Annotated in this window: 17 protein-coding genes and 1 pseudogene; 12 read left to right on the top strand and 6 right to left on the bottom strand. The window is 70.8% G+C overall.

All coding sequences use genetic code 11. The features are described from left to right. Nucleotides 1-334: 334 nt before the first annotated feature. The 5 genes from AC07FN_RS07075 to AC07FN_RS07055 are packed head-to-tail and all read left to right on the top strand — an operon-like array spanning nt 335 to nt 7,365. Nucleotides 335-2,035 (top strand): thiamine pyrophosphate-binding protein, encoded by a 1,701-nt coding sequence (locus AC07FN_RS07075; protein WP_478394774.1) that lies wholly within the window; start codon nt 335-337, stop codon nt 2,033-2,035. Nucleotides 2,036-2,047: 12 nt separating this feature from the next. After that, on the top strand, nt 2,048-3,274 hold the full coding sequence (gene frc, locus AC07FN_RS07070) for a formyl-CoA transferase (protein WP_478394773.1): 1,227 nt from the start codon (nt 2,048-2,050) through the stop codon (nt 3,272-3,274). A 2-nt stretch (nt 3,275-3,276) separates the two neighbouring features. Further along, complete coding sequence (locus AC07FN_RS07065) at nt 3,277-5,406, top strand: acetate--CoA ligase family protein (protein WP_478394772.1); 2,130 nt, start codon at nt 3,277-3,279, stop codon at nt 5,404-5,406. A 56-nt stretch (nt 5,407-5,462) separates the two neighbouring features. Then, complete coding sequence (locus AC07FN_RS07060; RefSeq protein ID WP_478394771.1) at nt 5,463-6,953, top strand: Nramp family divalent metal transporter; 1,491 nt, start codon at nt 5,463-5,465, stop codon at nt 6,951-6,953. A 1-nt stretch (nt 6,954) separates the two neighbouring features. Further along, the gene (locus AC07FN_RS07055; protein ID WP_452614101.1) at nt 6,955-7,365 is read left to right on the top strand and encodes a hypothetical protein; all 411 of its coding nucleotides are present in this window, start codon (nt 6,955-6,957) and stop codon (nt 7,363-7,365) included. A gap of 13 nt (nt 7,366-7,378) precedes the next feature. On the opposite strand, the gene AC07FN_RS07050 is transcribed toward AC07FN_RS07055, so the two are convergent. Continuing rightward, nucleotides 7,379-7,546 (bottom strand): hypothetical protein, encoded by a 168-nt coding sequence (locus AC07FN_RS07050; protein WP_478394770.1) that lies wholly within the window; start codon nt 7,544-7,546, stop codon nt 7,379-7,381. A 93-nt stretch (nt 7,547-7,639) separates the two neighbouring features. Here AC07FN_RS07050 and fdhD point away from each other — a divergent pair, with 93 nt between their 5' ends. Beyond that, nucleotides 7,640-8,473 carry a formate dehydrogenase accessory sulfurtransferase FdhD gene (gene fdhD / locus AC07FN_RS07045; RefSeq protein WP_478394769.1) on the top strand — a complete coding sequence of 278 codons (834 nt, stop codon included), beginning with the start codon at nt 7,640-7,642 and terminating at the stop codon, nt 8,471-8,473. A gap of 136 nt (nt 8,474-8,609) precedes the next feature. Continuing rightward, nucleotides 8,610-9,959, top strand: a complete 1,350-nt coding sequence (locus tag AC07FN_RS07040; protein WP_478394768.1) for an MFS transporter — start codon at nt 8,610-8,612, stop codon at nt 9,957-9,959. Here AC07FN_RS07040 and AC07FN_RS07035 read toward each other — a convergent pair. Then, a complete protein-coding gene (locus tag AC07FN_RS07035) occupies nt 9,918-10,613 on the bottom strand; it encodes an IclR family transcriptional regulator (protein ID WP_478394767.1) in 696 nt (231 codons plus the stop codon). The genes AC07FN_RS07040 and AC07FN_RS07035 overlap by 42 nt on opposite strands. 94 nt (nt 10,614-10,707) lie before the next feature. Here AC07FN_RS07035 and AC07FN_RS07030 point away from each other — a divergent pair, with 94 nt between their 5' ends. Together AC07FN_RS07030 and hpaB are read left to right on the top strand one after the other, a co-directional pair. Further along, entirely contained in the window at nt 10,708-11,259 is a 552-nt protein-coding gene (locus AC07FN_RS07030) for a flavin reductase family protein (RefSeq protein ID WP_478394766.1), read from the top strand. A gap of 160 nt (nt 11,260-11,419) precedes the next feature. After that, on the top strand, nt 11,420-12,871 hold the full coding sequence (hpaB, locus tag AC07FN_RS07025; RefSeq protein ID WP_478394765.1) for a 4-hydroxyphenylacetate 3-monooxygenase, oxygenase component: 1,452 nt from the start codon (nt 11,420-11,422) through the stop codon (nt 12,869-12,871). Nucleotides 12,872-12,885: 14 nt separating this feature from the next. Here hpaB and AC07FN_RS07020 read toward each other — a convergent pair whose 3' ends face one another. After that, the gene (locus tag AC07FN_RS07020) at nt 12,886-13,470 is read right to left on the bottom strand and encodes a TetR/AcrR family transcriptional regulator (RefSeq protein ID WP_478394764.1); all 585 of its coding nucleotides are present in this window, start codon (nt 13,468-13,470) and stop codon (nt 12,886-12,888) included. A 49-nt stretch (nt 13,471-13,519) separates the two neighbouring features. Here AC07FN_RS07020 and AC07FN_RS07015 point away from each other — a divergent pair, with 49 nt between their 5' ends. Then, nucleotides 13,520-14,347, top strand: a complete 828-nt coding sequence (locus tag AC07FN_RS07015; protein ID WP_478394763.1) for an alpha/beta fold hydrolase — start codon at nt 13,520-13,522, stop codon at nt 14,345-14,347. Between the two features lie 22 nt (nt 14,348-14,369). On the opposite strand, the gene AC07FN_RS07010 is transcribed toward AC07FN_RS07015, so the two are convergent. The 3 genes from AC07FN_RS07010 to AC07FN_RS07000 form a co-directional block, all read right to left on the bottom strand. After that, nucleotides 14,370-15,152 carry a DeoR/GlpR family DNA-binding transcription regulator gene (locus tag AC07FN_RS07010; protein ID WP_478394762.1) on the bottom strand — a complete coding sequence of 261 codons (783 nt, stop codon included), beginning with the start codon at nt 15,150-15,152 and terminating at the stop codon, nt 14,370-14,372. Between the two features lie 126 nt (nt 15,153-15,278). Further along, entirely contained in the window at nt 15,279-16,271 is a 993-nt protein-coding gene (gene pdxA / locus AC07FN_RS07005) for a 4-hydroxythreonine-4-phosphate dehydrogenase PdxA (protein WP_452614092.1), read from the bottom strand. Beyond that, nucleotides 16,268-17,461 (bottom strand): four-carbon acid sugar kinase family protein, encoded by a 1,194-nt coding sequence (locus AC07FN_RS07000; protein WP_478394761.1) that lies wholly within the window; start codon nt 17,459-17,461, stop codon nt 16,268-16,270. Before AC07FN_RS07000 ends, pdxA begins: the two co-directional genes overlap by 4 nt. Nucleotides 17,462-17,731: 270 nt before the next feature. On the opposite strand from AC07FN_RS07000, the gene AC07FN_RS06995 reads away from it, so the two are divergent. After that, a complete protein-coding gene (locus AC07FN_RS06995; RefSeq protein ID WP_478394827.1) occupies nt 17,732-17,911 on the top strand; it encodes a hypothetical protein in 180 nt (59 codons plus the stop codon). Beyond that, nucleotides 17,908-18,132 (top strand): annotated as a pseudogene (locus tag AC07FN_RS06990) (hypothetical protein); the annotation flags it as partial. The gene AC07FN_RS06995 and the pseudogene AC07FN_RS06990, both read left to right, overlap by 4 nt. Between the last annotated feature and the right edge of the window lie 131 nt (nt 18,133-18,263).

Raw genomic sequence — 18,263 nt, 5'->3', positions numbered from 1 at the left:
TGCCGAACGGCTGCCCGCTGCGGGAAACCCGTGCTCGCCGGCCCGTTCGGCGGCGGCTCCGGGGCGACCATCGCAGGCAGTGTATACAGTATGTGACACTCGCGGCAAGATTGCGCCGACCTCACCTCATCTCGCAATGCGCCCGATCGCCCCACTGCGAGCGCCTGACCAGCGTGAACTCCGCCGAAAAATTCCATTGTGGACAATTATGGGCCACACAGAGAGCCGGATCCGGCTATGGACACCCACCTGGTTCTGCGGTAAGCCTGAAAAGCACCTCATACGGTATGCAGTATGGAGCCGACCGTAGGCACCGGCTTGGAGGAGAGCGCAGATGGCCCAGACGACACCCGACCAAGCAGGCGGAACCGAGCTGATCTCCGGCGGTCACCTCGTCGCCAAGGCGCTCAAGGCCGAAGGCGTGGACACCATCTTCACGCTGTGCGGCGGGCACATCATCGACATCTACGACGGCTGCGTCGACGAGGGCATCGACGTGATCGACGTCCGGCACGAGCAGGTCGCCGCGCACGCCGCCGACGGCTACGCGCGGATCACCGGGCGCCCCGGCTGCGCCGTGGTCACCGCCGGCCCCGGCACCACCGACGCGGTCACCGGCGTGGCCAACGCGTTCCGGGCCGAGAGCCCGATGCTGCTCATCGGCGGCCAGGGCGCGCTGTCGCAGCACAAGATGGGCTCGCTGCAGGACCTGCCGCACGTCGACATGATGAACCCGATCACCAAGTTCGCCGCCACCGTGCCGCACACCGAACGCGTCGCCGACATGGTGTCGATGGCGTTCCGGGAATGCTTCCACGGCGCGCCCGGCCCGTCGTTCCTGGAAATCCCGCGCGACATCCTCGACGGGTCGGTGCCGCTGGCGAAGGCGCGCGTCCCCGGCACTGGCGGATACCGCGCCACCACCCGCTCCGCAGGCGATCCGGACGCCGTCGAGAAGCTGGCCGACCTGCTGGTCAAGGCGGAGAAGCCGTGCGTCCTGCTGGGCAGCCAGACCTGGACCTGCCGGGCGACGGACTCGGCGGTGCAGCTGGTCCGCGAGCTGAACCTGCCCGCGTTCTGCAACGGCGCCGGGCGCGGCACGCTGCCGCCCGGGGATCCGCTGCACTTCCAGCTCGCCCGCCGCTACGCCTTCGACAACGCCGACCTGATCATCATCCTGGGCACCCCGTTCGACTTCCGGATGGGCTACGGCCGCCGGCTCTCGCCCGAGGCCACCGTGGTGCAGATCGACCTGGACTACCGCACCGTCGGCCGCAACCGCGACATCGACCTGGGCATCGTCGGAGACGCCGACGCGGTGCTCACCGCGCTCGCCCAGGCCACCTCCGGGCGGCTGGACAACGGCGCGAGCGGCCGGAAGGGGTGGGTGCAGGAGCTGCGCGAGGTCGAGACCGCGGCCTACGAGAAGCGGCTGCCGCGCCAGCACTCCACGGCCTCCCCCATCGACCCGTACCGGCTGGTGCACGAGATCAACGAGTTCCTCTCCGAGGATTCGATCTACATCGGCGACGGCGGCGACATCGTCACCTTCTCCGGCCAGGTCATCCAGCCCAAGGCGCCCGGGCACTGGATGGACCCCGGCCCGCTGGGCACCCTCGGCGTCGGCGTGCCGTTCGCGATGGCGGCCAAGCACGCCCGCCCCGACCAGGAAGTGGTGTGCCTGTTCGGCGACGGCGCGTTCAGCCTCACCGGCTGGGACTTCGAGACGATGGTGCGCTTCGGCCTGCCGTTCGTGGGCATCGTCGGCAACAACTCGTCGATGAACCAGATCCGCTACGGCCAGATCGCCAAGTACGGCGAGGACCGCGGCCGGGTCGGCAACACCCTCGGCGACGTCGAGTACAGCAAGTTCGCCCAGATGCTCGGCGGCTACGGCGAAGAGGTCCGCGACCCCGACGAGATCGGCCCGGCCCTGCGCCGAGCCAGGGAGTCGGGCCTGCCGTCGCTGATCAACGTCTGGGTCGATCCCGACGTCTACGCGCCAGGAACCATGAACCAGACCATGTACAAGTGAGGGGGCCTTGACATGAGTGCACTCGAAGGTGTCCGGGTGCTGGACATGACGCATGTCCAATCCGGACCGTCCGCGACGCAAATCTTGGCCTGGCTCGGCGCCGACGTGGTGAAGCTGGAGGCACCGACCGGCGACATCACCCGCCGCCAGCTGCGCGACGTCGACGACGCCGACAGCCTGTACTTCACCATGCTCAACTGCAACAAGCGCAGCATCACGCTGAACATGAAGTCCGAGCGCGGCAAGGAGATCTTCGCGGAACTCGTCGCCGGCTCCGACGTGCTGGTGGAGAACTTCGGGCCCGGCACCGTCGACCGGATGGGCTTCACCTGGGAGCGGCTGCGCGAGATCAACCCGCGGCTGGTCTACGCCTCCATCAAGGGCTTCGGCGACGGCCCGTACACGCACTACAAGGCCTACGAGGTCGTCGCCCAGGCGATGGGGGGGTCGATGAGCACCACCGGCTTCGAGGACGGGCCGCCGCTGGCCACCGGCGCGCAGATCGGCGACTCCGGCACCGGCATCCACACCGTCGCCGGCATCCTCGCCGCGCTGCTGCAGCGGACGGAAACCGGCCGGGGGCAACGTGTTTCGGTGGCGATGCAGCACGCCGTGCTCAACCTGTGCCGGGTCAAGCTGCGCGACCAGCAGCGGCTCGCGCACGGCCCGCTGCGGGAGTACCCGAACGCCGCCTTCGGCGACGAGGTGCCGCGCTCGGGCAACGCCTCCGGCGGCGGCCAGCCCGGCTGGGCGGTGCGCTGCAAGCCCGGCGGCCCGAACGACTACATCTACGTCATCGTGCAGCCGCAGGGCTGGGCGCCGATCGCGCGGCTGATCGGGCGGCCCGAGCTGGTCGAGGACCCGGACTGGGCCACGCCGGAGGCACGGCTGTCCAAACTGGACAAGATGTTCAGCATGATCGAGGAGTGGACACTCGGCCTGGACAAGTGGTCCGTGCTGGCGGCCCTGAACGAGCACAACATCCCGTGCGGGCCGATCCTGTCCACCCAGGAGATCATCGCGGACGCGTCGCTGGCCGCCAACGACATGATCGTCACGGTCGACCACCCGGAGCGCGGCGCGTTCAAGACCGTCGGCTGCCCGATCAAGCTGTCCGATTCCCCGGTGCGGGTCGACCGCTCCCCGCTGCTCGGCGAGCACACCGCCGAGATCTTCCGGGACCGGCTGGGCATCGGCGAAACCGAACTGGCCGATTTGAAGGCGAACGGGGTGATCTGAGCATGGCTTACGACGGTGCCCGCGTGCGGGAGGTGCTCGACGCGGTCCGGGCGGAAGGCCGGGCGGCGCTCACCGCGCCGGAGGCGAAGGTACTCTGCGACGCCTACGGCATCCCCACCGCCGGGGAGGGCCTTGCGACCAGCGCCGACGAGGCGGTGTCGCTGGCGCGGGAGTTCGGCGGCCCGGTGGCGTTGAAGATCGTCTCGCCGGACATCCTGCACAAGACCGACGCGGGTTGCGTGCTCGTGGACGTCAGCGGCGACGAGGCGGTCCGCGCCGGCTACGCGCAGATCCTCGCCAATGCGCACGCCTTCACCGACAACCCGGCGATCGCCGGGGTGCAGGTGCAGCAGATGGTCGGCGGCCACGAGGTGATCGTCGGCGCCACCACCGATCCGACCTTCGGCAAGGTCGTCGCGTTCGGCCTCGGCGGGGTGCTCGTCGAGGTCCTCAAGGACGTCACGTTCCGGCTCGCTCCCCTGTCCACGGAGCAGGCGCGCTCGATGCTCGACGACATCGCCGCCGCCGACGTGCTGCGCGGCGCGCGCGGCAGCGAGCCGGTGGACGCCGACGCCCTGGCCGACGTGCTGCGCCGGGTCTCGGACCTGGTGCACGACTTCCCGGAGATCGCCGAGCTCGACCTCAACCCGGTGTTCGCCACCGCCGCCGGGGCCACCGCCGCCGACGTGCGGATCGTCCTGGCGACCGAGGAGAACGCCCCGCCGGTCCGGCATTCGCCGGAGGAGATCCTGCACGCGATGCAACGGCTGATGAATCCCCGCAGCGTGGCCGTGATCGGCGCCTCCAACGAGGACGGCAAGATCGGCAACTCGGTGATGAAGAACCTGATCAACGGCGGCTACGCGGGCGAGATCCACCCGGTCAACCCGAAGGCCGACGAGATCCTGGGCCGCAAGGCCCACCGCAGTATCACCGACGTGCCCGGCGAGGTCGACGTCGCGGTGTTCACCGTGCCCGCCAAGTTCGTGGCCGCGGCGCTGGAGGAATGCGGGCAGAAGCAGATCGCCGCCGCCGTGCTGATCCCGTCCGGCTTCGCCGAGACCGGCAACCACGAGCTGCAGGCGGAGGTGGTGGAAGTCGCGCGCAAGCACGGGATCCGGTTGCTGGGGCCGAACATCTACGGCTACTACTACACACCGCAGAACCTCTGCGCGACGTTCTGCACGCCCTACGACGTGCGCGGCGGCGTGGCCCTGACGTCGCAGAGCGGCGGCATCGGCATGGCCATCCTGGGCTTCAGCCGCACCACCAAGATGGGCGTGTCGGCGATCGTCGGGCTCGGCAACAAGTCCGATGTGGACGAGGACGACCTGCTGACGTTCTTCGAGCAGGACGACAACACGCACTGCGTGGCGATGCACCTGGAGGACCTCAAGGACGGCCGGGCCTTCGTCGAGGCCGCCCAGCGGGTCACCAAGAAGAAGCCGGTCGTGGTGCTCAAGGCCGGGCGCACGGATCTGGGTGCCCGGGCCGCCAGCTCGCACACCGGCGCACTGGCGGGCAACGACAAGGTCTACGACGACATCCTGCGGCAGTCCGGCGTGGTCCGGGCGCCCGGGCTCAACGAGATGCTGGAGTACGCGCGCGGCATCCCGGTGCTACCCACGCCGAAGGGCGAGAACGTCGTCATCATCACCGGCGCAGGCGGCTCCGGCGTGCTGCTGTCGGACGCCTGCGTGGCGGCCGGGCTGCGGCTGATGGACATCCCGCCGGACCTCGACGAGGAGTTCCGGCGCTACATCCCGCCGTTCGGGGCGGCGGGCAACCCGATCGACATCACCGGCGGCGAGCCGCCGAGCACCTACGAGGCCACCATCCGGCTGGGGCTGCGGGACCCGCGCATCCACGCGCTCGTCCTCGGCTACTGGCACACCATCGTCACCCCGCCGATGGTGTTCGCGGAACTCGCCGCGCGGGTCGCCGAGGAAGCCCGCGCCGACGGCGTCGACAAGCCGATCGTGGCCTCGCTGGCCGGTGACACGGAGGTCGAGAAGGCCGCCGAGTACCTCTTCGACCACGGCATCGTCGCCTACCCCTACACGACCGAGAAGCCCGTCGCGGTGCTGGGCGCCAAGTACCAGTGGGCCCGAGCCGCCGGCCTCCTCGGCTGAGTCCTGCGGGAATCACACCGGCTTGAAGAAGTCCAACCAGGGCAAGGAGGTCCGATGTGGACGCTGAGAGAGCGCCCGGGAGAGATCCAGAACCTGTAATAGGACGAGACGAGGTGTGGCGGGCCGGCGGGCTGGAGCCGATGCCGATCCGCAAGCTGCCCGAGTCGCCGCCGTCGGTCCACCTGCTCGGCCCCACGGTGTTCCTGGTCGCGCTCGGGGTCGGCATGGGCGAGTCGTACATGTGGCCCAGGCTGGTGCTGGTCTTCGGCCCCGAGATCCGCTGGCTGTTCCTCATCGGGGTCACGCTGCAGGCCGTGGTGATGCTGGAGATGGCCCGCTACGCGATGGCCACCGGCGAGAGCATCTTCTCCGGCGCGGCACGCCTGGCCAAGCCGGTGATGTGGTTCTTCTTCGTCACCGCGATCGCCGTCTACATCTGGCCGGGTCACCTGTCGGCGGGCGCGGCGGCGCTGGAGGAGATCACCGGCGTGCCGTGGGTGGTGTCGGCGTGCGTCGGCCTGCTGCTGGTCGGCGTGGTGTTCACGCTGGCCAAGGTGATCTACAACCTGCTGGAGAACGTGCTGTCGGTGCTGATCGGGCTGCTGGTGGTCGGCACCGCGGTGGTCGCCGCGATGGTCGGCGACCTCTCGGACCTGGCCGCCACCATCACCGGGATGTTCCACTTCGGGTACTTCCCGGCGGAGGCGATGTCGCCGTCGTGGTTCCCGATCGTGGTGGGCTCGATCGCCTTCGCCGGGCCGTCCGGCATGCAGCAGATGTGGTACACGCTGCACCTGCGCGACAAGGGCGCCGGGATGGGTGTGCACATCCCCCGCATCCGCGGCCTGCGGCACGCGGGCGACGAGGAGGCGATGCCCTCGCGCGGGTTCATGTTCGACACCACCGATCCCGACGAGATGCGCAAGTGGAAGGGCTGGCGGCGCTGGGTCACCTTCGACGCGCTGCTGCTGTTCTGGGGCATCACCATGCTGGTGACGATCTCGTTCACCGTGCTGGCGCAGTCCGCAGCGCGGGAGAACCCCGGCGTGCGCGACCTGATCGAGTCCGGGGAGCGGGAGGCCGCGCTGGGCGCGATGGCCGACGCGTTCTCGGCGGCGGGCGGCCCGGTGCTGGGCTCGGTGTTCCTCGGGTTCATCGCGCTGATCGGGCTGAACGCCACGCTGGGCCTGTTCGACTCGTTCTCCCGCGGCCAGGCCGACATGACCTACCACTTCGTGCCGGGCGCGCGGCGCTTCCGGATGTCGCACCTGTACGCGGCGTTCCTGTGGGGCGTCATCGCCTTCGGCATCCTGATCCTGCTGTTCGGCCCGGCGGACGGGCCCGGCGCGATCCTGGACGTCCTCGCGTTCCTGTCCACCTTCGCGATGGGCGCCTACTGCGTGGTGCTGCTGCTGGTGAACAACCGGATGCTGCCGCGCCCGATCCGACCGCGGTGGTGGAGCAACGTGATCATCGGCTTCGGCGCGGTGTTCTACCTCGGAATGCTGTTCTACAGCCTCGTCGAGTACGGAGTGGTCGTGAGCTGACATGCCTTTCAGCAGCCGGACGTCCGCGCCGGGCCTGGTGATCGGGGCGGTAGCGGGGTTGTTCGCCGGGACGCTCGTGCTGGCCGGCGGGGCGCCGCCGGGGTGGGCCGCGGTCACCGGCCTGATGCTGGCGTTGCCGCTGGCCGCGCTCGGGGCGGGCTGCAGCGCCCTGCGGGAGCACGGCGTGTTGCGCGGCGGCGCTTTCGCCCCGGTGGCCCTGTACTGGGCGATCGCCTTCCCGGTCGCCCGGCTCGTCCAGGACGTGGGCACCCGCCTGGTCCTGGACGAGCGGTTCGACTGGCCGCCGCAGCCGCTCGCCTTCCTGGCGTACCAGGCGTTGATCAGCGTCGGGTTCGCGATCGGGTTCGTGTGGGTGCACGAGCGGCTGCTGCCTCGCGGTGCCCCGAGATGACGGCGCCCGCGGCTCAGCGCTCCCGGGCAGCCGGCTCGGACCGCGCGCCGCCGGATCGCTGACGATCCGCGCGGCTGGAATCGATCGCGGCGGACGTGGCCAGCCCCAGCATGCGCCCGTCCGCCGCGCAACCGCGCGGCAGGTCGGCGAAATGCCGCAGCACGGAACGAAGTATCCGCATTCAGATTCACCTCCTTTCGTGCATACAGTATCCCGTCATTTGTCCGAATAGTGAAGCTCATGTGATCAGTAGCACCTGGATGGGTGATGCCCGGTGGGCCGCGTGACCAGCAGACGACCTGTCATCAGCCTCCGCGACGGCGCGCGCCGGGCACGCCCGGACACGCTCGTCACCGAGGAACCGCTGGAGATCCGCTTCGGCGGGCGAGCGCTGACGATCACCATGCGCACGCCCGGCGACGACTTCGACCTGGCGGCCGGATTCCTGGTCTCCGAAGGCGCGGTGCGCCGCACCGGCGACCTGCTGGGCATCCGCTACTGCGCGGGCGCGACCAGCGACGGCGCGAACACCTACAACGTGCTCGACGTGGCGCTCGCGCCCGGCACGGCCCCGCCGGAGATCTCGTTGCAGCGCAACTTCTACACCACTTCTTCCTGCGGCGTCTGCGGAAAGGCGAGCCTCGACGCGGTCCGCACCGTCGCGACCTGGCCGGTCCGCGACGATCCCGCCCCGCTGGACCCGGCCGTGCTGATCGCGCTCCCCGACCGATTGCGCGCCGCACAAAGGGTTTTCGACCGCACCGGCGGCCTGCACGCCGCCGGCCTGTTCGGCCTCGGCGGCGAACTGCTGTGCCTGCGCGAGGACGTCGGGCGGCACAACGCGGTCGACAAGGTCGTCGGCTGGGCGCTGCGCGAGGACCGGTTGCCGCTGTCCGCGACGGTGCTCATGGTCAGCGGCCGGGCGTCCTTCGAGCTGGTGCAGAAGGCCGTGATGGCCGGGATCCCCGTGCTGGCCGCCGTTTCCGCGCCCTCGTCGCTGGCCGTGGACCTCGCCGCGGAATCCGGCTTGACACTGGTCGGATTCCTGCGCGGCACCAGCATGAACGTCTACGCCGGGGCACACCGGCTGGGGCTGGTGCAGGCATGAGCAGCCCTGTGTCAACTTCAGCCCTCCTCAACCGCGCCCCAGGGGACCGTGACGCGAACCAGCCACGGGAAACCACGCAACGGGAGATCGGGCTGAACGCAACCACCACTGTGAAGCGCGGAGAGGCGGATCAGCCATGAGCGGGCGGTGGGCGATGATCGGCCTGCACACGCCGAACCTCGAGGTCCGCGACCACCACGGCCGCAGGTACCGGGTGGGCGAAGTGCCGCGCGAGCTCATCGGGCGTTCCCGCACGACGGTGCTGTGGCTGTGCTGGCTGCCGATGCTCCTCGTCGGAGCCATGCAGTACGCCTACGGCGCGGCGGTTCCCGCGCTGGCCGCCGGCGGCCACAACACCGGCAGCCTGTTCTGGGCGCTGGCTGGGTGGGCGGTTTTCCAGGCGGGCGCCGGATTTCCGGTGGCGCACCTGCGGCAGCGCGACCGCGCCGGCCCGCGCTCGGCGATGATCGCCGGCGCCTTCCTCTGCGCGCTCGGCGTGCTCAGCCTGGCGCACGCGCACGCCTTCCCCGGCCTGCTCGCCGGGTACTCCGTGCTCGGCGGCACGGGCGCCGGGCTGGTCTACGCCGCGTGCACTTCGACGGCGGCCAAGTGGTTCCCCGAGCGCGCCGCCTCCCGGGTCGGGTTCGTCACCGGAGCATTCGCGTACGGATCGGTGCCGTTCGTCCTCGCCCTGCTCACCGGGCCGTGGAACGTGACCGCGGCACTGGACGTCTTCGCGCTCGTGCTGTTCGCCGCGGTGCTCGGCTGCGGCTTGCTGCTGGCCGACCCGCCGCGGCACTGGTGGCCCGCGCACCTGGATCCCCGCGAATGGGCCCTGGCCCGCGCCAGACCGCCGGCAGCGCGGCAGTACTCGGCGGCCGAGGCGCTGCGCACGCCAGTGCTCCCGATGATGGCCGCGTGCTTGTTCTGCGCCGCAACGGTTTCGCTGTTCAACGCGGCGTTCCTGGTGCTGTTCGCCGCCGCTCTGGCGCCCGCTCCGGCCGCCGCAGCGTTCGTCGCGACCAACGGCGCCGGGCGGGCGCTGGCGATCCCGGTCGCCGACCGGATCGGCTGCCGGCGCACGCTGCGCTGGGTGGTGACGATCCAGGCCATCGGCCAGATCCTCCTGCTGGCAGCGGTTTCGCAGGAATCGGTCGCGCTGCTGATCGCCGGTGCGACGGCGGCGGGGATCGGTGGCGGCGCGTTCTACCCGCTGTTCGCCGCGCTGGCCCGCGAGTACTTCGGCGAGCAGCGCAGCGCCGAGGTGCACGGGCTGGTCTACAGCGCGAAGGCGCTCAGCGGCGTGGTCGGCATCGGCCTGGCCGCCATCGTCGTCGCGCAGTGGGGATCCCCGGCCGCACTGCTGGCCGCAGCGGTGCTTTCGCTGGTCGCTTCGGCCTTGTGCGCAGCGCTTCGCCGCCCCGGCCTGCCGAAGACGCTGCCGTCACCCGACCTGGGCCCCGATCGCGTTCGCGGCGGCCTGTAGCCGCTCTGCCAGCTCGTCGGGCTCCCGGTCGCTCGACACGTAGACCACGGCCACGGCCGCACAGGAACCGCGCGACGGGATCGGCACGGCCACCGAGGAAAGGCCCGGGATCACCTCGTCCCGGCTCGTCGCGTACCCCCGTCGACGGGCCTCGGCCACGCGCGCCGCGACGTCCTCCCCCAGCCCTTCCACCCCCAGCAGCGCGAGCAGCGCAACCCCCGGCGCGCCGTGCTCCAGCGGGTGCCGGGTGCCCGGGTGCTCGGTCACGGTCCCGGCCGCGCGCCGGGGTTCGACGCTGACGAGCGTGATGCACTCGCCGTGGTCGTGCACCACCACGAAGCTGGTCATCGCCAAATCCGCTGCCACGGCGGCGAGTTCGGGCACCGCGACGCTCTGCAGGTCGCGGGCGACGCCGTGCGCCAGCACCGCCAGTCCCGCGCCCGGCGCGCAACGCCCGGCGGAATCCCGCGCCACCAGGCGGTGATCCTCCAGGGTGCGCACGATCCGGTAGACGATCGAGCGGTGCACGCCGAGGTCCGCGGCGATTTCGTCGATGCTGCGCGGCCGTTCCGCCGCGGCGAGCAGCTCCAGCACCTGGATGCCGCGCGACAGCGTCTGGGACCGCGCCCCGTCGTTCTTCGCCCGTTCGACCATGTCGGCGAACATAGCCGCCCACCCCTTGTACCGCCGCTCACCCGCCACTAGCGTTCCAAAAGAGAACAACGAATTCGATTATAGAACACAAGGCTTGCGGAACGCGGTCGAGCACGAGGTGGTGGTCGAGATGCCAAGACCGGAAACGGCGCGTTCACCCGGCGATGTCCACCACCGCCGGTTCCGCTCCTGCCTCGGGATGTTCGCCACCGGCGTCACGGTGGTCGCCTTCGACGGCGCGACCGGGCGGCACGGCTTCACCGCCAACTCCTTCACCTCCGTGTCGATGGACCCGCCGCTGGTGCTCGTGAGCGTTGCGCGCGCCGCCAAGGCGCACGGCGAGCTGCCCGGCCGGCCGTTCACCATCAACGTGCTCGGCGCGGAACAGCAGGCGCTGGCCATGCACTTCGCCGGGCGGCCGCAACTGGAACCTGCTTGGCTGGACGTGGGGGCGGCCCCACGACTGGCGGGCGCGCTGGCGCACTTCGAGTGCCGCCCGTGGCAGACCTGCGAAGCGGGCGACCACACGTTGCACATCGGCGAGGTCGTCGACTTCGCCTACCGCGGCGGCGACCTGCTCGGCTTCGCGGCCGGTCGCTTCGTCACCATCGCCGAACCCTCCCTCGGCCTGGAACACCTGCTCTAAAGCACCTGTCTCCGAACTCATTTTGCGTAGCGGTGCGGATGGCGGTGCAAGCTGCGTACGTGGGCCAAGCGGCTGCGCCGCTTCAAAAGAAACAACGCGAACCAGAATCAAGAACAGGCGCTGCCCAAATCGGCAGTCACACACGCCACCTGGAGGAACCATGGGCGCTCGTTCGGGACGGCAGTACCTCGACGACCTCGCGCGGCGGCGCATCCACGTCCAGATCGACGGCGACACCACCATCGGCGGCACCCCGCACCACCCCGCGTTCGCCGGCGTCGCACGCAGCTACGCCGAACTGTTCGACATGCAGGTCAGCCCCGAGTTCCGGGACGTGCTCACCTACCCGTCGCCGACCTCCGGCGACCGGGTGGGCACCTCGTTCCTGGTGCCCGAGAACGGCGCGGACCTCGCCCGGCGGCGCGAGGCGTTCCGCACCTGGGCGAACCGCTCCTTCGGCATGCTCGGCCGCACCGGCGACTACCTGAACAGCTCGCTGATAGCGCTCGGCCGGGCGAAATCCTGGTTCGCGCAGGCCGATCCCGCCTTCGGCGAGAACATCGAGCGCTACTACCAGCAGGTCCGCGAGGAAGACCTGCTGCTCACCCACACGCTGATCCCGCCGCAGATCAACCGGAGCGTCAGCGGCGGCCAGCAGGGCGGCGGCGCGCTGATGGCGCACGTGGTGCGCGAGGACGACAACGGCATCGTCGTGCGCGGCGCGCGAATGCTGGCCACCATCGCCCCGATCTCCGACGAGCTGCTGGTGTTCCCGTCCACCGTGCTGCGCGGCACCCCCGAGGACGAGCCCTACTCGTTCGCCTTCGCCATCCCCACCGACATCCCGGGCCTGCGCTTCGTGGCGCGCCAACCGCTGCACGGCAACCGCAGCGCGTTCGACGAGCCGCTGGCGTCCCGGTTCGAGGAGAGCGACTGCGTCGTGGTCTTCGACGACGTGCACGTGCCCTACGAGCGGGTGTTCGTGCTGCGCGATCCCGAGCTGTGCAACGGTTTCTACTCGCGGACCGGCGCGACCACCCACATGACGCACCAGGTGGTGACGCGGACGGTGGCCAAGAGCGAGTTCTTCCTGGGGCTGCTCTCGGAGCTGGCCGACGCCATCGGCATCGACGGCTTCCAGCACATCCAGCAGGACATCGCCGAGGTGATCGGCGCGGTGGAGATCGGCAAGGCCCTGCTGCAATCGGCGGAGTCCCAGGCGACGACGAACGAATTCGGCGTGCACACCCCGCTGTGGGCGCCGCTGAACACGGCCCGCAACTGGTATCCGAAGGCATCGCAGCGGTTCCCGGAGATCGTCCGCAAGTTCGCCGCCAGCGGCCTGATGGCGCTGCCGGGCGAGCAGGACGTCTTCGGCGGCGCGGCGGCGGACGTGCAGAAGTACTTGCAGGGCAAGGCGATCGATGGCCCGGAGCGGGTCCGCCTGTTCAAGCTGGCCTTCGACGCCAGCGCCTCGTCGTTCGCCGGCCGCCAGAACCTCTACGAGCACTTCTTCTTCGGCGACCCGGTCCGGATGGCGGGAGCCCTGGTGAACACCTACGACCGAACGGACCTCCGCAAGCGGATCCAGGACTTCCTGCACCGCGACTGACGCGCGGGCCGCGCCTACCCGTCCGCCGCGGCCGCCACCGGCAGCGACGCCACGTACGCGGCCATGGCGCGACCCGCGGCGAGCAGGGGCTCGGTGCTGCGCTGCCCCCTGGCCAGGAGGAATCCGCCTTCCAACGCGGACAGCAGCGCGTACATCGCGGCGCGGGCGTCGGCATCGGACAGGCCCCTGCTCGCCAGATAGCGGCCACCCTGGTCGATCCACGAGGCGATCACCTCGTCCGCGACCTCGCGCAGCCGCGGCTCGACGTCTGCGATCTCGCCGGTGACGGTGCCGACCGGGCACATGTTGGCCCAGCCGGTCCGCGCGAGGTCTTCGGCTGCGGCGGCGAACGCCGCCTCGATCCCGGTCGCCAGGTCGGCGTGCCCGTCCAGCAGGAGCGGCAGCAGCTCGATGTAGGTGGCGCCGGTCTGGCGCAGCGCAGCGGCCGCGACGTCGCGCTTGCCGCCCTTGAAGAAGTGGTAGATCGAACCGGTGGGCGCCCCCGATGCCTTGGCCAGTTGCTGGATTCCGGTGGCGGCGTAGCCCTGCACCCGCAACAGCTCCGCCATCGCGTTCACGATTCGCTGGTCCGTCTTCACCCCAGCATGGTAGAACGGTCTCTCTAGAATGATCGTTCTAGGAGGCGGCATGCGCAGCATCGAGATACCGGCCGGCATCATCGAGTACGACGAGACGGGATCCGGGCCGCCGGTGGTCCTGCTGCACGGGCTGCTGATGGACCACACCGTGTGGGATCGCGTGCTCCCGCTCCTGCCGGGCGGCCTGCGGATCGTGCGGCCGGTCCTGCCGCTCGGCGCGCACCGGCGGCCGATGAACCCGGGCGCGGACCTGACCCTGGCCGGGCAGGTGCGGGTGGTGGCCGACTTCCTCGAAGCACTGGACCTCGACGACGTAACGCTCGTGCACAGCGACTGGGGAGGCGCTCTGCTGCTGACCGCGCGCGGCCTCGACCACCGCGTGGCACGACAGGTCTTCCTGCCGTGCGAGGCGTTCGACAACTTCCCACCCGGGCTTCCAGGCGCGATGGTGAAGCTCGCGAGCCGGGTGCCCGGTGGCCTGCGGTTCGCGGCGCGCCAACTCCGGGTGGGCTGGTTGCGCGGGCTTCCGCCACTGTTCGGCCAGATGGCGCGGCGCCCGGTCCCGGACGACCTCGTCCGGCGCTGGACCGATCCCGTGCTGCGCAACCCGGGGGTACGTCGCGACCTTCTCGCCTACTGCCGGGGCCCGTTCGACGGGCCGAGCCTCATCCAGGACACCGAGGCGTTGAGCCGGTTCCAGGGCGAAGCGCTCGTGCTGTGGTCGCCGGACAACCGCGTCATGCCCCCGGGACACGGCCGCCGCCTCGCCGCACTCATGCCCCGCGCCCGCTACGCGGAGGTGCCCGGCGCGTACGTGCTCTCGATGCTCGATGAGCCCGAAGCGGTCGCCCGCGAGCTCGGCGAGTTCCTCATCTGACGCAGCACCAGCGGCTTCCGCCTCACACCACGACGATCTCGGCACCCGGCAACGCCCGGAACGGCGCCAGGTCGTCTTCGGTCGCGCCGTCGTCTGTCACCAGCGTCCACATGGCCGGCAGCGGGGCCCAGGCGTTGAACGGCGCCGCACCCAGCTTGCTGCTGTCGGCGAGCACGAAGACCTCGCGGGCGCGGGCCATCATCTGCTCCTTCAGGCGGGTCTGCAGGAGACTCGCCTCGCAGATACCCAGCCGCGGATCGAGGCCGTCCGCGCCGAGGAAGACCTTGTCGGCCGTCAGCCGGGACAGGGTGAGCTCCGCCAGCGGTCCGACGAATCCCTGGCTGATGTGCCGCATCTCCCCCGCCAGCGCGATCACCTGCACCGCGTCGGCGTCGGCCAGCTCGGTGAGCACCGGGATGCCGTTGGTGATCACCGTCAGCCCGGCGCGGTCGCGCAGGTGGCGGGCGAGGCGGCCGGTGGTCGTCCCGGCGTCCAGCAGCACCGTGTCCGGCGCGCCGATCCGCGCCGCCGCCCACCGCGCGATGCGGTCCTTCTCCGCGGTGGCCAGCGCGGTGCGCTGACCGAGCGACGGTTCGGTCGCCGTCGCGGGCATCGCGCCGCCGTAGGTGCGGGCCAGCTTGCCCTGCTCGGTCAGCAGCGAGAGGTCGCGGCGGATGGTGGACTGGGTGACCGCCAGGGATGCCGCGAGCTCCTCCACCTGCACCGCGCCCTGCTCGGTCACCAGCCGCTCGATCAACGCGCGCCGCTGGCCCGCGGACATCCGCTGCCCGAAATCAGTGCTCACCCCGCCATCCTCCCAGCAAGGAAATTCTTGGTAGCAATTCGCGTAGCGGTGCGGGTAGCGGAACCTCAGATGCCTTCTCGACTCCGGGATCCCCGACTTGTGCATGCCCGACGCAACAGACCGAGGTCAGGGGCGGCGGGCGAGTGCCGCGCCCTGGCGCAGGGCCTCGACCAGGCTGCCCGCCTCGGCCCGGCCGGTGCCCGCGATGTCGAAGGCGGTGCCGTGGTCCACCGAGGTGCGGATGACCGGCAGGCCCACCGTGATGTTCACCCCGGCCTCCAGCCCGAGGATCTTCACCGGCCCGTGCCCCTGGTCGTGGTACATGGCCACCACCAGGTCGAAATCTCCCCGGCCGGCGCGGAAGAACACCGTGTCGGCGGGCAGCGGCCCCTGCGCGTCGATGCCGTCCGCGCGGCAGGCCTCCAGCGCCGGGACGATCTTCTCCTCCTCCTCGCCGCGACCGAACAGCCCGTTCTCCCCGGCGTGCGGGTTGATCCCGCACACCGCGATCTTCGGCTCCGCGATGCCGGAATCGACCATCGTGCGGTGCCCGCGCCGGACGGTGCGCTCCACCAGGCCCGGATCGATGCGCTCGATGGCGTCGACCAGCCCGATGTGGGTGGTCACGTGGATGACCCGCACCTTGCCGGTGGACAGCATCATCGACACCTCCGGAACGCCGCACAGCTCGGCGAGCAGTTCGGTGTGCCCGGGATAGCGGTGCCCCGCGGCGTGCAGCGCCGCCTTGTTCAGCGGCGCCGTGCAGATCGCCTGCACCTCCCCGGCCATCGCCAGCTCGGCGGCCTTCGCCACGTACCGGAAGGCACCCTCACCGGCCACTTCGGACAGTTCGCCGAACGGCAGGTCCGCCGGGATGATCCCGAGGTCCAGCACGTCGATCACGCCCGCCTCGCCGGTCGCCTCGGCCGGCGAGCCGACGGTCTTGAACCGCACGTCGACGCCGCAGATCTCGGCGGCCCTCGCCAGGCGCGCGGCGTCGCCGACCACCACGCAGCGGGCCAGCCCGCGCACCTCGGGCTCCACGAGCGCGCGCACGACCACTTCGGGTCCCACGCCGGCCGCATCGCCCATCGTGACGGCAATGGTGGGCAGGTTCATCCGAGTCCCCTTCCGGAACGCACCGCCGCGATGGCCCGGTGCAGCGTCTCCGGCGTGCCGAAGCCGCCGGCCTTGGTGATGACGTAGCCGGGCTGCGGCTCGGTGCGCGCGAGCACCACGCCCGGTTCCAGCTCGTTGAGCAGCCGCAGGCCCGTGACGCCGCGCCTGCTGAGCACCGCGCGAGCGGTCTCGCCGCCGGTGAGCACGAGCAGCCCGGCGTGTTCCGACGCCGGTGCGCAGACTTCGGCCAGTGCGGTGTTGACCCGGCGGGCCGAGCCGGCGTCGACCGGGCCGTCCACGGTGACGACGACGTCGCCGGTGGCCAGCTCGTCGCGCAGCTGCTCGGACATCCGCGCCAGTGCGGCGGCGTTCGCGTCGAGCAGGTTCCGGACCGGTAATCGGCGGGTGTGCGGGACCCGATCGGCCAGGAAGTCCGCCTGTTCGCGCGAGACGTCGTTGGCGCTGCCGACCACCGCCAGCACGCGGCCGCCGACCGGCGGCGGGGGCTCGACCTCGCGGCCCGGCCGCAGTTGCTCGGCCAGCGCATCCGCCAGCCCGGCCGAGCCCACCCAGTACGGCAGGCGACCGCCAGCCGTCCCGGCCGTCACCACGGCCCTGAGGTCGTTCTCGGCCACGGCATCGCAGATCACGACGTCGGCCTCGGCGAGCAGTTCGGCGAGCTTCGCCCGCAGCGCCGCCGCGTTGCCGCGGATCGACGCTAGCGCCACGTGCCGCACCGCCAGCGGCTTGAGCGCCGAGGCGATGTCGACGGGCGGATCGGTCACCTCCGCGGCCCAGGAATTGGTGTGGTGCAACGCGATTCCGCTGATGTGGACGACACCGCCCAGCACCGTGCGCCCGGTCGCCGGGGACGCCGGGCACAGCAGTACCCCGGCGCCGTCGGCGTGCTCGACGAGCGCGCCGATCTCGGCGGCGAGGTTCCCGCGCAGCGTCGAGTCGATCTTCTTGAACACCACCCGCCCGGCGGCGTGCCCGCGCAGCGCCGACGCGACGCGCTCGGCCGCCTGCACCGGTTCGAGGTGTCGGCTATCGGTGTCGGCGACGAACACCTCCGCGTCACCGGTGTCGTCGAGGGCCAGCAGTGTGCGCATTTCACGCAATGCGAAGGGAACACCGGAATCACCGGCACCGCTGAGGTCATCGGCCACGACCAAGACTCGCGATCCCATGATCACCTGCTCTTCCGCTCGCCAGAACACATCCGGCCGCCCGTCGCGCGGCCGGTGCCGCGAGCTACACGATAGTGATTGCTGCGCGAATCACGCAATAGCGCGCAGGATGATGAGCACAACGCGCAGGACGTCGAAAACCGATCGCCGCGCGGTCCTGCCCTCAGCCGCAATCCCGGCGAACCGAGACGAAGGAGAGGACCCACATGCACCGAGCCGCCGTGGCCACCCACCCGGAAATGGCCATCCACGCAGAGGACATGAAGCTCGGTGCGCACTTTGAACCTGGGATCCTGGCGCACATCGACGCGGGTAAGACGAGCCTGGCCGAACGGCTGCCGCATTCCGACGCTCATCTTCGCGAACAAGATCGACCGCGGCGGCGCGACGTACGAACAAGTGCTGCAAGGCATTTCCGCGAAGCTCACGCCGGCGCGGCGGTCGAGATGATCGGCAAGGGCGGCAACCCGTTCCTCGGCACGGTGCTGCCCGTGCTCGCGCGACTACGCACTGCGCCCGGGACGCCGACGATGCGCGGTTCGTCCTCATGCTTGCTGGAGGGCGAGATCCCGGCGGCGCGGGTGTACGAACCGCAGCAGCGGCTGCCGGGGCTGACGCGCGGCGAAGGCGTGCTCGATTCCACTTTCGACCGCTACGAACCGGTCCGCGGCGCGATCCCGACCCGGCCCAGGACAGACCGAAACACGTTGGACCGCAAGGAATATCCGTTGCGACTGCGCGTGGCGGGACGCCGACGACCGGCCGTGTGCTCCGCCACACGACCGGCCGCCTCCACTGTGGT

The sequence above is a fragment of the Saccharopolyspora sp. NPDC045941 genome (genome assembly GCF_056431445.1).
The sequence above is the reverse complement of the archived record's forward strand: the minus strand, read 5'-3'. Positions and strand labels throughout refer to the sequence as shown.